The following is a 14,344-nucleotide window of genomic DNA, read 5'->3' as shown; positions in this document are numbered from 1 at the left end:
GTCCTGTAATTAATTCCGCACCGGCTTACCAGTTTGCATCATGCCCATGATCCGCTCTTGCGTCTTCGGGTTGTTCAGCAGTTCGATGAAGGCCTTGCGCTCCATGTCGAGCAGCCACTGCTCGGACACCACGCTGCCCTGGTCGACGTCGCCGCCGGTCACGATCTCGGCGATCATGTCGCCCAGCTTGTAGTCGTGGGCCGAGATGAAGCCGCCGTCACGCATGTTGACCAGCTGGCCGCGGATCGTCGCCCAGCCGTAGCGGCCGGTCACGGTCACCGGACGCTTGGCCGGCGCGCGGTAGCCGCTATCGAACATGGCGCGCGCGGTGACCTTCGCCACGTGCAGCAGTTCGTAGGTGTTGAAGACGATGATGTCGTCTTCCTTCAGGTAGCCCATCGCCTTCGCTTCCAGCGCCGACTTCGACACCTGCGCGGTAGCGGCGTTGGTGAAACCGGTCTTCAGGAATTGCAGGATGTCGTTGCCCTTCGCTTCCGTGAAGGCGCGCACTGCCGCTTCCTTCAGGCCGCCGCCGGCAGGCACCAGGCCCACGCCGACTTCGACCAAGCCGATGTAGGACTCGATCGAGGCCACGCGCTTCGATGCGTGCAGCGCCATTTCGCAGCCGCCGCCCAGCGCCAGGCCGGCCACGGCCGCCACCACGGGCACGTTCGAGTACTTCATCTGCATGAAGGTGTTCTGCAGTTCGCGCACCATCGGGTCCATCGCTTTCGCGCCGCCGGTCATGAAGGCCGGCAGGGCCGATTGCAGGTCGGCACCGGCCGAGAAGGCGCCGCCTTCGGTCGCGTCGGTGTTCCAGATGACCAGGCCCTTGAAGTTCTTTTCGGCTTCCGCCATCGCGCGCTGCAGGCCCTTGACGACGCCGTCGCCGATGACGTGCATCTTGGTCTTGAGCGAGATGATCAGGACGTCGTCGCCGGTGTGCCAGATGCGGACCGAATCGTCCTCGTGCACGGTGGTGCCGGCGGTCTTGGCGTCTTGGGCGCCTGCGCCCAGCACCGGTGCGCGGAAGGCCTGGCGTTCGTAGACGGCCAGGTTCGAGCGCGGCACGTAGCTGTTCGATGCGGCCGAGTACGAACCTTCAGGGGTGTGCACGCCCTTCTCGGCGACTTGGCCTTCGAAGACCCAGCTTGGGAGCGGGGTGTTGGTCAGCGCCTTGCCGGCGTCGATGTCTTCCTTGACCCATTCGGCGATCTGCTTCCAGCCGGCGGCTTGCCAGGTCTCGAACGGACCGACGCTCCAGCCGAAGCCCCAGCGCATCGCGAAGTCGACGTCGCGTGCGTTGTCGGCGATGGTGTCGAGGTGCACGGCGATGTAGTGGAAGGCGTCGCGGTAGATCGCCCACAGGAACTGCGCCTGCGGGTTGGTCGATTCGCGCAGGGCCTTGAACTTCTTGACCGGGTCCTTTTCCTTCAGGATGCGCGCGACGATGTCGGCAGCCTTCGCGCCGCCGGCCACGTACTCGCCGGTGGCGAAGTCGAGGCGCTGGATCTCCTTGCCGACCTTTTTATAAAAGCCGCCGCCGGTCTTCTGGCCCAGGGCGCCCTTCTCGATCAGCTTGGCCAGCACCTCAGGCGTCTTGTACACGCCGAAGAACGGGTCGTCCTGCAGGGTGTCCTGCATGGTCTTGATGACGTGGCCCATGGTGTCCAGGCCGACGACGTCGGCGGTACGGAAGGTACCCGACTTCGCGCGGCCCAGCTTGGCGCCGGTCAGGTCGTCGACCACGTCCACCGACAGGCCGAACTTCTCGGCTTCGTGGATGGTGGCCAGCATGCCGAAGATGCCGACGCGGTTGGCGATGAAGTTCGGCGTGTCTTTCGCACGCACGACACCTTTACCGAGCACCGAGGTCAGGAAGGTCTCGAGCTGGTCGAGGATTTCCGGGCTTGTGCTGGTGGTCGGGATCAGCTCGACCAGGTGCATGTAGCGCGGCGGGTTGAAGAAGTGCACGCCGCAGAAGCGCGCCTTCAGGTTCTCATCGAAACCTTCGGCCAGCTTGTTGATCGACAGGCCCGAGGTGTTCGAGGCGAAGATGGCGTTGGCGCCGATGTGCGGAGCGACCTTGGCGTACAGGTCGTGCTTCCAGTCCATGCGCTCGGCGATCGCTTCGATGATCAGGTCGCAGCCGGCCAGCACGTCGAGGTTGTCCTCGTAGTTGGCCACTTCGATCAGCGACGCGTCTTCCTTGTTGCCCAGCGGAGCAGGCGACAGCTTTTTCAGGTTCTCGATGGCTTTCAGGACGATGCCGTTCTTCGGGCCTTCCTTTGCCGGCAGGTCGAACAGGACGACAGGCACCTTGGCGTTGACGCAGTGCGCAGCGATCTGCGCGCCCATCACGCCCGCGCCCAGGACGGCGACTTTCTTGACGGTGAAATTGGTCATGGTTTTATCCTCTAGTTCTTAGAACAGGTCGGCGTCGAGCGCCAGCAGGTTGTTCGCGCCCGAACGTGCCTGGCGGATCAGCATCGCGGTTTCCGGGTACAGGCGGGCAAAATAGAAGCGCGCGGTGTGCAGCTTCGCTTCGTAGAACTTGTCGCCCGAGTCTTTCTTGGCCAGCGCGATCTTCGCCATCTGGGCGAAGAAGTAGCTGAACACCATGTGGCCGACGACGCGCAGGTAAGGCACGGCAGCGGCGCCCACTTCGTCCTGGTTGGTGAAGGCCTTCATGCCGATTTCCATGGTCAGCTTGCCGACTTTCTCGCCCAGTTCGCCCAGCGGGGTCACGAATTCGGACATCGACTCGTCCAGGCCGTTCTCTTCGACGAAGGCTTTCACTTTCTCGCCGAAGGCGCGCAGCTTGGCGCCGTTGTCCATCAGGATCTTGCGACCCAGCAGGTCGAGCGACTGCACGGTGTTGGTGCCTTCGTAGATCATGTTGATGCGCGCGTCACGCACGTACTGCTCCATGCCCCACTCGCTGATGTAGCCGTGGCCGCCGTAGACCTGCATCGCTTCCGAGGTCGCGATCCAGCCGTTGTCGGTGATGAAGGCTTTCACGATCGGGGTCAGCAGCGCGACTTCGCCGGCGGCTTCCTTGCGCACTTCTTCGTCAGGGTGGTTCAGTTCGCGGTCGATCTGCAGCGCGACATACGAGGTCAGCGCACGCGCGCCTTCGGCGTAGGCTTTCGCCGTCAACAGCATGCGGCGCACGTCCGGGTGCACGATGATCGGGTCGGCCGGCTTGTCCGGTGCCTTCGGGCCCGACAGCGAACGCATCTGGATGCGGTCTTTTGCATAGACCAGGGCGTTCTGGTAAGCCACTTCGGTCAGGCCGAGCGACTGCATGCCGACGCCCAGGCGGGCGGCGTTCATGAACACGAACATCGCGTTCAGGCCTTTATGAGGCTGGCCGATCAGGGTGCCGACGGCGCCGTCCAGGTTCATCTGGCAGGTCGAGTTGCCGTGGATGCCCATCTTTTCTTCGATGGCGCCGCAGAAGATCGGGTTGCGCTCGCCGATCGAACCGTCCGCGTTCGGCAGGAACTTCGGCACCAGGAACAGCGAGATGCCCTTCGAACCTTCCGGTGCGTCCGGCAGGCGCGCCAGCACCAGGTGGACGATGTTTTCGGACACGTCGTGCTCGCCGGCCGAGATGAAGATCTTCGAGCCCGTGATCTTGTAGGTGCCGTCGGCTTGCGGCTCGGCCTTCGAGCGCAGCAGGCCCAGGTCGGTGCCGCAGTGGGCTTCGGTCAGGCACATGGTGCCGGTCCACTCGCCCGACACCAGCTTCGGCAGGTAGAACTTCTTCTGCTCGTCGGTACCGTGTTCCTTCAGGCACTCGTAGGCGCCATGCGACAGGCCCGGGTACATGGTCCAGGCCTGGTTGGCCGAGTTCAGCATTTCGTAGAACGAATTGTTCAGCGAAACCGGCAGGCCCTGGCCGCCGTATTCCGGATCGCAGGCCAGTGCCGCCCAGCCGCCTTCGACGTACTGCTTATACGCTTCCTTGAAGCCCTTCGGCGTGGTCACGGTCTTGGTGGCGGCGTCGAAGTGGCAGCCTTCGCGGTCGCCCGAGTGGTTCAGCGGGAACAGCACTTCCTGCGTGAATTTCGCGCCTTCTTCCAGCACCTGGTTGATGATGTCGGCGTCGATTTCCTGGTAGGCAGGCAGGTTCTTGAATTCTTCGGTGACGTTGAGGAATTCATGCAGCACAAACTGCATATCCCGGATTGGCGCGACGTACTGACCCATGGTGTTCTCCTGATGAAGGTGAGATTTGTGTGTAACTGGAAAGCAGGCGTTGAAGCCGCTTATTTGCTTTGAACGGGATTACGGTAATTCTCGATCAGCCGCGCGAAGCCGCGGTTGGCGCGGTCGACGGCGCCGGGGATCCGCAGGAAACGTGCGTCATGGTGCAGGGCCAGGATCAGCCCGTACATCTCGTAGACCAGCTGTTGCGGGTCGGCGCCCTGCTGCAGGTCGCCGCAGTCGACGCTTTGCTGCACGGCGCGCAGCAGTGCGCCCTGCCAGGCGCGCACCATCGCCACCAGCGCGTCGCGGATCGGGCCTGGCCGGTCATCGTACTCCACCGCGCCGCTGATATAAATGCAGCCCGATGCGATTTCGACCGACACCCGCTTGAGCCAGCGCGCGAACATGGATTCCAGGCGCGGCAAGCCACGCGGCTCCTTGACGCTCGGGAAAAACACTTCCTGCTCGAAACGATGGTGGTAGAGCTTGAGCACTTCCATTTGCAAGTCTTCGCGCGAACCGAAGTGGGCAAACACACCCGACTTGCTCATGTTCATGCGATCGGCCAGCAAGCCGATGGTCAGGCCTTCCAGGCCGTTACGGCTGGCGAGCTCGAGCGCGACGTCGAGAATCGCCGCCCGCGTTTGCTCGCCCTTGCGCATGAATTTTGCTGAAGTGTTGATAGGTTTCCCCTGCGTGAATCGAAAAATCCGAACGCTCGTACTATTATCTATAGCGCGGTGAATGTCAAACGGGAACTTAGAGGCGCGGTTCTATTGTGGTGACGTTCCGTGTTCGTGCGTAACCGTAGGGTGGGCGCCCCGTGCCCACCATATGGGGAACCGTGTTGGCTCGTCTTGGCGCCGCCGATGACATCACATTTTGGTGGGCACGGGGCGCCCACCCTACCCTCCTGCCTTCTCGATCGCCCGCCGATCACGCTTGGTCGGCCGTCCCTTGATGTCCAGGCTCGGCTCCGGGAACAGCCGGCGCGCCGTCTTGTCGTTCTCGCGCTTGGCGATGCTCTCGTCGGTTTCGAAGTAGAGCTCACGGGCCACCGGTGCGGGGCCGCGCTTGTCCGAGACGGCAGCGACGATCACTTCCCAGCGATCCGACCCATTGTCGATCGTAATCTTGTCGTTCGGCTTGACCGAACGTGCTGCCTTGACCGGTTCCCCGCCGATGCGCACCCGCCCGCGCTCGACCGCGTCGGCCGCCAGCGAGCGCGTCTTGAAAAAACGCGCCGCCCATAGCCACTTGTCGATCCGTACGTTACCGTCGTCCTTGTCCATAAAACCCTTCCTTATGCGTAACCGATTGCGAAAATTCTCATGGTCAGTTTATAGAGAAGGTAAGCCATTTCATAGCGCACGCGGCGCACCCATCCGATGCCTTCGAAATCCTCCATGCGCACGGTTTCACCGTCGGCAATCCCGCGCTCGATGTGGGCGCGCACGGCGCGGGCAAAGGCCGCGTTTTTCACCACGATGTTCGCTTCCTGGTTCACGAACAGGGACAGGCCGTCGCAATTGCTCGAGCCGACGGTGGACCAGTCGTCGTCGACCACGGCGATCTTGGCGTGCAATTGGGTCTTGCGGTATTCGACCACGTGGATGCCGTGCGCCAGCAGTTTCGGATAAAAGGAACGTGCCACCGCATCCTGCATCTTGAATTCGCCGACGCCGATCAGGAGCGTGACTTTCACGCCGCGGCGCGCGGCCCGGGCCAGGGCTTCGCGGAACTTGCGGCCCGGCGCAAAATAAGGGTTGGCCAGCAGCACGCTTTTCTTCGCCTGGCCGATCGCCTGCAGGTAGGCGCGCTGGATGGTGCGGCGATTTCTCAGGTTGTCGCGCACGACGAAGGCGGCGCGCATCGGACGCGCGCCCTCGGTCGGCGGCGTGCGCCGCGTTTCGCGGAACAGGCCGATACGGCTGAACAGGTCGAGGCGTCCGGCGCGCATCCATTGCGCCTGGGCCTCGAAATGGATCTGCGCCACCAGCGGGCCGCGTACCTGCACCGCGAAATCCCAGCGCGGGGCCGGCAGCGGCCGGTGCGGCTCGTAATCGCAGAGCATATCGTCGTTGATGTTGATGCCGCCGACAAAGGCGATGTCACCATCGACCACCGTGATCTTGCGATGGGTGCGCGCGATCCCGCGCTTGAACCAGGGATTGAAGACGCGGTAGTGCACGCCGGCCTTGGCGAAGGCTTCGGCGCGGCGGCAGCAGGCGCGGTGGCCGGTGCCGAACCAGTCGACCAGCACCCGCACCTTGACGCCGCGGCCGGCGGCACGGATCAGCGCCGCCTCGATGCCGCGCGCGACCTCGTCCTCGGCGAAGATATAGGTCTCGAATAAGATGTCGTGGCGGGCGGCGTCGATTGCGGCCAGCATGGCCGGGAACAGCTGTTGTCCGGTTTCCAGCAGGGTGATGTCGTTGCTCGCTACATAGCTAACGCTGCGCATTGCGTCACGCCAGCTGCAATTCGGCAACGATTGGCGCGTGGTCGGACAGCTTGGCCCAGATCGGGCCGGCCATTACCTGGGCATTGTCGACCTTGAAGCCGCGTACATAGATGCGGTCGAGGCGGAACCACGGCAGCGCGGCCGGGAAGGTACGTGCCGGTGCCAATCTCGGCTGGCGTCCGGCCCAGCTGCGCACCATGTCGCCCAGGGCCGATTTCGGCCCCAGTTCGTCGAACACCTCGACGACGCCGAGCGCATTGCGCAGGCGGTCGCTGAGGGTATTGCGCCAGTCGTTGAAGTCGCCGGCGATGACGACCGGCTCGCCGTTCGGCGCCGATTTATTCACCGCTTCGATCAGTTGTTCAGTCTGGCGCCCGCGCCCGCCTTCGAACAGGCCCAGGTGCACGACATAGCAATGGACCTTGCCGGCCGGCGTTTCCAGCACGCAGTGCAGGATGCCGCGCTGTTCGTAGGCGTGGTCGGAGACGTCGTGGTTGTGCGAGTTTTCGATCGGAAAACTGCTGAGCAGGGCATTGCCGTGGTGACCGTGGTCGTAGACCGCATTCATGCCATACGCGGAATGATGCGAGTCGCCGGCGAAGTATTCGTATTGGGCGGTTTCCGGCCAGATGCGGGTTTCGCGTTTGTGCTGGCCGTAGCGCGCTTGGTGGCGGTCGTGCCGCCCCTGCACTTCCTGGAGGAAGACGATATCGGCGTGGAATTCGGAGATCGCCTTCTTCAGCGCCAGCACCCGGGGGGTACTGCGCAAGGAGGAAACACCCTTATGGATATTGTAGGTTGCGACACGAATCTTCATGGGAATATTCTACCCCCATCAGCCCGTGTTCATTTTTATAACATTGCCAATCGTGCGCCACGGGGTGCGGCCTCTGGGAGCCACTACCCCGCACGCAGTTCATTCGAACGCTGGTGCTGCTTCCCAGTTCTGACGCAACGCGGCATTGCGCGGCGCAGCCAGGTTCTCTGCCTCGGATAGAGGAACAGAAACCAGGCGCGGGCCGCTCAAGCGCAGACCGCATTGCAGATCGATGTAGAAGCAATCATCGTCCACGCTCACTGCTTTCACTTTTTCCTCGTGCTTCGGTTCGAATTGTTTCATCTCTTTTTTCTCCCAGAATCCGTTGGTTGGACGTGTTGCAGTTCACAAATTCGCTTAACGCGAGCTGCTGACAATAGGCGACTGGTTTCCGATTGTCAAACGCAGATTCTATTGTGCGCTACCTAACATAGCGAATTTCCTTCAGTCATTTTTCCTTGCGGAACTTGTTTCAATATGTAACAGGCAATGTTTCCGTAGATAATTTATTTAGTATGGATGGATATTTGTATCAATTTGTATGCATATTCGCCGAGGTTTCACACTTGTCTGACGAACTTTCGACACAACATTAATTACTATAGGTAACAATTTGATAAATTATTTGCAACAAGGCAAAATTTTGTCCGTCTAGACGCAGTCGCTTTGTAGGATAAAAAGAGGTTGTGTGTTGTATTTTCGCTTACAACCAAAAAACGCTTGACTTGTAAATACTTCGACCTCTCATCGAAAAAATGAAGGCTGGCGCTCGTTGCACCTTTGATTAAAGCAAAACGCCGCAGCGATTGCTCGCTGCGGCGCCTCGACAATACCGGGACGAATCCAAGACGAACGCTTCAATTTCCTTTAGACATTACGCATCTGCGCCTGGGTGACGTTACTGCCCGGGTCCACGCTCTGCGTCAGCCAGACATTGCCGCCAATCGTCGAACCCGCGCCGACCGTGATCCGGCCGAGGATGGTCGCGCCGGCATAGATGACGACGTCGTCCTCGACGATCGGGTGCCGCGGCGCGCCTTTCACCAGGGCGCCGCTCTCGTCGGTCGGGAAGCGGCGCGCGCCCAGCGTGACGGCCTGGTACAGGCGCACGTGCTTGCCGATGATGGCCGTTTCTCCGATCACGACGCCGGTGCCGTGGTCGATGAAGAAGCTCGCGCCGATCTGCGCCGCCGGGTGGATGTCGATTCCAGTCAGCGTGTGCGCGATGTCGGCCGCCAGGCGCGCCAGGAAAGGCGTGCCGAGGCGATGCAGGCAGTGAGCGAGGCGGTGGTACAAGACCGCAATCGTGCCCGGATAGCACAGCATGATCTCGGCCACCGAACTGGCCGCCGGATCGCCGGCCAGCGCCGCCTGCACGTCGGACACGAGTAGCGCGCGGATCTCCGGCAGGCTGCCGGCGAAGCTGCGCGTAATCGCCCGCGCCCGCTCCGCCAGCTCGGCTTCGCCCACGTTCTCCAGCTCAGGGTTAAAACGCAGCGCGCGCCGCACCTGCTCGACCAGGCGGTCGAGCGCGACGTTCAGGGTGTCGCCGACGAAGTAATCGATGCTCTCGTCGTTCAGGTCCGGGCGCCCGTAATGCGTCGGAAACAGCGCCGCCGACACGCCCTCGATTACCTGTCGCAGCACCGTACGCGACGGCAGCTCGCGCACGCGTCCCTGGTGGCGGATGTTGTGGGTCGATTCGCGCGAGGTACGCAGCGCGTCGATAATGGGGCCGAGGTGCCAGGGGCTGGAGCCGGCCTGCTCCGTGTCGTAGTTGTCCATTTGACCAGATTACTCCAAGCCTGGGAGAACGCGAACGATTTTAATCACACTTGTTTATGCTCGCTGGCTGGGACCTTGGCCTGACGCAGCGAGGTATGATGTCTCACGTTCCTCATGCCAATATTCGCGCCGCCATGTCCGACCATCTCATCACAGATCTTGCATCGCTCGAAGCCTTGTTCGGGCCCGTCGCCGCACCCTCCATTGCCAAGGAAACCGATCACCTGCATCCGCTGTACGCGCGCTGGATCGATCATGCCCGGTTTGCCCTGCTGACCACCAGCGGGCCGCATGGACTCGACATATCGCCACGTGGCGACCCTGGCGCGTTGGCGCGCATCGTGGATGAACATACCCTGCTGCTCCCGGAGCGGCGCGGAAACAACCGCATCGACAGCCTGCGCAACCTGATCGCCGATCCGCGCGTCGGCTTGCTCTTCCTGATCCCGGGCATTGGCGAAACGATGCGCGTACGCGGCCGTGCAGAGATCTGCGTCGCGCCGGACTTGCTGGACTCCTTTGCCGTCGACGGCAAGCGGCCCATCTGCGTCCTGCGCATCTCGGTCGAGAAGGTCTTTTTCCAGTGCGCGCGTTCGATCATTCGCTCCGGCCTCTGGCGCGAGGAGTGCGATACGTCGGACGTCCCGACGCCAGGAGCGATGCTGGCCGCGCTGACGGCAGGCAGCATCGATGGCCAGGCTTACGACAGCGCCTTACCCCAGCGCCAGCGCGAAACGCTTTACTGAGACAGCTGCCGCGGCAGCTGCAGGATCGCCTCCGCATTCGACGACGAAAAGCAGCGATCCGCCGCTTCCAGCAAGGGCAGCCAGGCGTATTGCACGTGCTCGCGCGGACTGAGCGTGATCGGAATATCGCGCGGCACGCAGACCGAAAACACGTGCTCGGTATTGTGGGTCACGCCCGGCGCGTAGCGATGGCGCCAGGTCGGATAAATCTCGTAAATATTTGACAATCCCCAGTCTAGCAGGCGGATTGTATCGCCGTCCGCAACAATCCCCGTCTCCTCGAACAGCTCGCGCGTCGCCGTTTCCAGCAGGGGTTCGTCGAGCGCATCGAGCGAGCCCGTGACGGATTGCCAGAACCCCGGCCGGTCGGCGCGCTCGATCAGCAGCACCTCCATGTCACGCGTATGGATCACGACCAGGACCGATTCAGGAATCTTGTGCACGCGGGACTTCTCCGAAACAAAATAAAAGGGCCGCAGCGTCGATGACGCTGCGGCCCCTATTCTACCCAGCCATACGGCCGAGCGTGATTAGCCTACCTTCGGCTCGTTGCGCAGGCGGATGTGCAGCTCGCGCAGTTGCTTCTCGTCGACTTCGGACGGCGCGTTGGTCAGCAGGTCTTGCGCGCGCTGGGTCTTCGGGAAGGCGATCACGTCGCGGATCGAGGTCGAGCCGGTCATCAGGGTGATCAGGCGGTCCAGGCCGAAGGCCAGGCCACCGTGCGGCGGCGCGCCGTACTGCAGGGCGTCGAGCAGGAAGCCGAATTTCAGCTGCGCTTCTTCGGCGTCGATCTTCAGGGCGCGGAAGACCTTGCTCTGGACTTCTTCGCGGTGGATACGGATCGAGCCGCCGCCCAGTTCCCAGCCGTTCAGGACCATGTCGTAGGCCTTGGCGATGCAGGCGCCCGGATTGGTTTCCAGCATGTCTTCGTGGCCGTCTTTCGGGGCCGTGAACGGGTGGTGGGTCGCGGTCCAGCGGTTGGCTTCGTCGTCGTACTCGAACATCGGGAAGTCGATCACCCACAGCGGCGACCAGACGTCGTCGAACAGGCCGGCCTTCTTGCCGAATTCCGAGTGGCCGATCTTGACGCGCAGCGCGCCGATGGCGTCGTTGACGACCTTGGCTTTATCGGCACCGAAGAAGATCAGGTCGCCGTCTTGCGCGCCGGTCAGTTCCAGCACTTGCGCCAGGACCTCGTCCGACAGGTTCTTGACGATCGGCGACTGCAGGCCGTCACGGCCCTTGGCCTTCTCGTTGACCTTGATGTAGGCCAGGCCCTTGGCGCCGTAGATGGCGACGAACTGGGTGTACGCGTCGATTTCCGAACGCGGCATCGAACCGCCCTGCGGCACGCGCAGGCCGACCACGCGGCCGCCGGTCATGTTGGCGGCGCTGTTGAAGACCTTGAACTCGACGGTCTTCATCAGTTCGGTCAGTTCGGTGAACTGCAGCTTCACGCGCATGTCCGGCTTGTCCGAGCCGTAGGAACCCATGGCGGTGGCGAAGTCCATCACCGGGAACGGGTTCGGCAGGTCGATGCCGGCGGCGTTCTTGAAGACGGTGCGCATCATGTCTTCGAACAGGTCACGGATTTCCTGTTCGGTCAGGAAGGAGGTTTCGCAGTCGATCTGCGTGAATTCCGGCTGGCGGTCGGCGCGCAGGTCTTCGTCGCGGAAGCACTTGGTGATCTGGTAGTAGCGGTCGAAGTTGGCGACCATCAAGAGCTGCTTGAACAGCTGCGGCGACTGCGGCAGCGCGAAGAAAGTGCCTGGGTTCACGCGCGACGGAACCAGGTAGTCGCGTGCGCCTTCCGGGGTCGACTTGCCCAGCATCGGGGTTTCGATGTCGATGAAGCCCAGGTTGTCGAGGTATTTCCGGACTTCCATCGAGACCTTGTAGCGCAGGCGCAGGTTGTGCTGCATCTGGTCGCGGCGCAGGTCGAGCACGCGGTGCGTCAGGCGGGTGGTTTCCGACAGGTTGTCGTCGTCCAGCTGGAACGGCACCGGCACCGACGCGTTCAGCACTTCGACGGTGGCGGCATTGATCTCGATCTTGCCCGACTTCAGGTTAGCGTTGGCCGTGCCTTCCAGGCGGTTGGCGACGGTGCCGGTGATGCGCAGGCAGTACTCGTTACGCACGTGCTCGGCGGCCTTGAAGACCTCGGCGTTGTCCGGGTGGCAGACGACCTGCACCAGGCCTTCGCGGTCGCGCAGGTCGATGAAGATGACGCCACCGTGGTCGCGACGGCGATGCACCCAGCCGCACAGGCTGACGGTTTGGCCCAGCAGTTCTTCGGTGACGAGGCCGCAGTAGTTGGTACGCATGGAGGACATATTTTCTCTATTCCAGGTTGGTGTATCGGTTGTCCCGCCAGCGGCGGGTCATATTCTTGCTATTGTAGTCCGCTCGGAGAGCTTATTCTGGGGCCACGACGCCCATCGAGACGATGTATTTCAGTGCCGCATCGACCGTCATGTCCAGCTCGACGACCTTGCTGCGTTCCATCATCAGGAAAAAGCCCGAGGTCGGGTTCGGCGTGGTCGGCACGTAGACGCTCAGGTAGTCGCCGACCAGGTGGTTCTTCACGTCCCCGCCCGGCACGCCGGTAAGGAAAGCGATGGTATAGGAATCGGCATGCGGATACGGGATCAGCACGGCCTGGCGGAAGGCGTTGCCGGACGACGAGAACAGGGTGTCGGATACCTGCTTCACGCTGCCGTAGAGCGAGCTGACGACCGGGATGCGCTTGAGCAAGCGTTCGCCAAGGCGCACGATGTACTTGCCGACCAGGTTGTTGGTCAGCAGGCCGGTCAGGAAGACGATGGCCAGGGTCAGGATCGCGCCGATGCCGGGGATGTCGAAACCGAACAGGGTCCGCGGCTGCCAGCGCTCGGGCACGAACAGCAGCGACTGGTCGAGGGTGCCGATGATCATGCTCAGCACCCAGGCGGTAATCGCCAGCGGCACGAGGATCAGCAAGCCAGTCAGGAAATATTTGCGCATCAGATTCTCATTGTTCTTATTGCTGCGGCCTGCAGGCCGCAGTTCGCGTCAGGACGCGCTCGTGTCGCTCTTGGCCGGAGCCGCAGGCGCCGCGCTGGCGGCCGTGTTGGCGGCCGTGCTGCTCTCGGTAGCGCCTGCCGCGGCCGGTGCTGCCGCGGCCGTCGTACCCGGGGCCGTGCCGGTGGCCGGGGCGCTGCCGCCGCGGAAATCGGTCACGTACCAGCCGGTACCCTTGAGCTGGAAACCGGCTGCCGTCACTTGCTTCTTGAACGCGTCTTTGCCGCAGGACAGGCAGGTCGTCAGGACCGGATCAGAAATTTTTTGCAGTACATCTTTGGAAAAACCGCATTCGTCGCAGCGGTAGGCGTAAATCGGCATCTGATACTCCGCAAAAATCTTCAAAACCCTGAATTATAAAGCCTTTTGATGGCCTCTGGCCGATTGATGGCCTCGCCGGAACCGGCCGGTACTGCTCAGGAAAGCAGCAGCCGCGCTAAGTGTTGTTTTTAATCACTACTTAGAGACCAATTTGCCCGATTCATTTGCCGAAAATCAACTCGGCTGTTTAAATAGCATCTTCGATAGCGCAAGCTGCCGCCAGGCTTCGGCCGGTGGGACTAGGTCTAAGAAACAGAAGTTGGCGCGATCTTGCATCGCCGCCTGGCCGTACAAGAATGCTGTAGTTAAAAGCCCGCGCATGCGGGCTTTTTTTTATCTCAGCGGCGGCGCCACACCATCCAGCGCTCCTGCCCGCCAAAGACCGGCAAGGAATCGACCACCTCCCCTTCCTCGACCAGTTCGAAATGAGGCTCAAGGAAGGTTTCCAGTTCCGCACGTGCGATACCGAAAGGCGGCCCTTTCGGCGCGCTGCCGAAGAAAAAGAACCCGGCAAGCAGGCCGCCTGGCGCCAGCAGCTCGGCATAGCGCGCCGTGACTTGCGGACGCATGGCAGGCGGCAGCGCACACAGGAAGGCGCGTTCGTAGATGAGATCAAGCGGCTGCTCGGATTGCCATGCAAAGAAATCCGCCTCCACCACGTGTTGCTCCCACTGCCCGACCAGGCGGCGCGCCCGCTGCACGGCGGCCGGCGAAAAATCGATGGCGGTCGCATTCCACCCCGCATCGCACAGGAAACGCAGTTCGTAGCCGTTGCCGCAACCCGGAATCAGGACGGTGCGCGGCGCCGGGCTGCGTTCGACAAACTCGCGCAGCGCCTGCGGCACGCCGCCCAGGTCCCAGGGAATGAAGTCCTGCTCGAAGCGCTCGTCCCAGAACTCCGCACGCAGCGGATCGCGGCTTTTAAAAACGGGCATG

The 14,344-nt window shown here is 62.3% G+C and carries 14 protein-coding genes; 1 reads left to right on the top strand and 13 read right to left on the bottom strand.

What is annotated here, in order from left to right:
* Positions 1-9: 9 nt before the first annotated feature.
* From C2862_RS10260 to epsC, 8 genes are all read right to left on the bottom strand, one after another.
* Entirely contained in the window at positions 10-2,406 is a 2,397-nt protein-coding gene (locus C2862_RS10260; RefSeq protein ID WP_136220027.1) for a 3-hydroxyacyl-CoA dehydrogenase/enoyl-CoA hydratase family protein, read from the bottom strand.
* Positions 2,407-2,424: 18 nt separating this feature from the next.
* Positions 2,425-4,215, bottom strand: a complete 1,791-nt coding sequence (locus C2862_RS10255; RefSeq protein WP_136220026.1) for an acyl-CoA dehydrogenase C-terminal domain-containing protein — start codon at positions 4,213-4,215, stop codon at positions 2,425-2,427.
* Positions 4,216-4,274: 59 nt separating this feature from the next.
* Positions 4,275-4,877 (bottom strand): TetR/AcrR family transcriptional regulator, encoded by a 603-nt coding sequence (locus C2862_RS10250; protein WP_136220025.1) that lies wholly within the window; start codon positions 4,875-4,877, stop codon positions 4,275-4,277.
* A gap of 243 nt (positions 4,878-5,120) precedes the next feature.
* Positions 5,121-5,507, bottom strand: coding sequence for an RNA-binding S4 domain-containing protein (locus tag C2862_RS10245; protein ID WP_136220024.1), 387 nt, complete (start codon positions 5,505-5,507; stop codon positions 5,121-5,123).
* Positions 5,508-5,518: 11 nt separating this feature from the next.
* Complete coding sequence (gene clsB / locus C2862_RS10240) at positions 5,519-6,679, bottom strand: cardiolipin synthase ClsB (protein WP_136220023.1); 1,161 nt, start codon at positions 6,677-6,679, stop codon at positions 5,519-5,521.
* Positions 6,680-6,683: 4 nt separating this feature from the next.
* Positions 6,684-7,496 carry an endonuclease/exonuclease/phosphatase family protein gene (locus tag C2862_RS10235; protein WP_136220022.1) on the bottom strand — a complete coding sequence of 271 codons (813 nt, stop codon included), beginning with the start codon at positions 7,494-7,496 and terminating at the stop codon, positions 6,684-6,686.
* Between the two features lie 99 nt (positions 7,497-7,595).
* Positions 7,596-7,799, bottom strand: coding sequence for a hypothetical protein (locus C2862_RS10230; RefSeq protein ID WP_136220021.1), 204 nt, complete (start codon positions 7,797-7,799; stop codon positions 7,596-7,598).
* A 564-nt stretch (positions 7,800-8,363) separates the two neighbouring features.
* On the bottom strand, positions 8,364-9,281 hold the full coding sequence (epsC, locus tag C2862_RS10225) for a serine O-acetyltransferase EpsC (protein WP_136220020.1): 918 nt from the start codon (positions 9,279-9,281) through the stop codon (positions 8,364-8,366).
* Between the two features lie 134 nt (positions 9,282-9,415).
* On the opposite strand from epsC, the gene C2862_RS10220 reads away from it, so the two are divergent.
* Entirely contained in the window at positions 9,416-10,027 is a 612-nt protein-coding gene (locus tag C2862_RS10220; protein ID WP_136220019.1) for a pyridoxamine 5'-phosphate oxidase family protein, read from the top strand.
* Here the strand turns inward: C2862_RS10220 and nudB are convergent.
* The 5 genes from nudB to C2862_RS10195 form a co-directional block, all read right to left on the bottom strand.
* Positions 10,021-10,470 (bottom strand): dihydroneopterin triphosphate diphosphatase, encoded by a 450-nt coding sequence (gene nudB / locus C2862_RS10215; RefSeq protein WP_136220018.1) that lies wholly within the window; start codon positions 10,468-10,470, stop codon positions 10,021-10,023. The two genes, C2862_RS10220 and nudB, sit on opposite strands and share 7 nt — an antisense overlap.
* 87 nt (positions 10,471-10,557) lie before the next feature.
* Complete coding sequence (aspS, locus tag C2862_RS10210; protein ID WP_210735952.1) at positions 10,558-12,351, bottom strand: aspartate--tRNA ligase; 1,794 nt, start codon at positions 12,349-12,351, stop codon at positions 10,558-10,560.
* Between the two features lie 91 nt (positions 12,352-12,442).
* Positions 12,443-13,030, bottom strand: coding sequence for a DUF502 domain-containing protein (locus C2862_RS10205; RefSeq protein ID WP_136220016.1), 588 nt, complete (start codon positions 13,028-13,030; stop codon positions 12,443-12,445).
* A 48-nt stretch (positions 13,031-13,078) separates the two neighbouring features.
* Entirely contained in the window at positions 13,079-13,408 is a 330-nt protein-coding gene (locus tag C2862_RS10200) for an FmdB family zinc ribbon protein (RefSeq protein ID WP_136220015.1), read from the bottom strand.
* Positions 13,409-13,746: 338 nt separating this feature from the next.
* A complete protein-coding gene (locus tag C2862_RS10195; RefSeq protein WP_136220014.1) occupies positions 13,747-14,343 on the bottom strand; it encodes a methyltransferase in 597 nt (198 codons plus the stop codon).
* Position 14,344: the final 1 nt, after the last annotated feature.

Origin of the sequence: Massilia sp. Mn16-1_5 (assembly GCF_004798585.1) — a bacterium.
In the GTDB taxonomy this organism is placed as follows: domain Bacteria; phylum Pseudomonadota; class Gammaproteobacteria; order Burkholderiales; family Burkholderiaceae_D; genus Telluria.
This window is presented reverse-complemented; position numbering and strand designations above follow the sequence as displayed.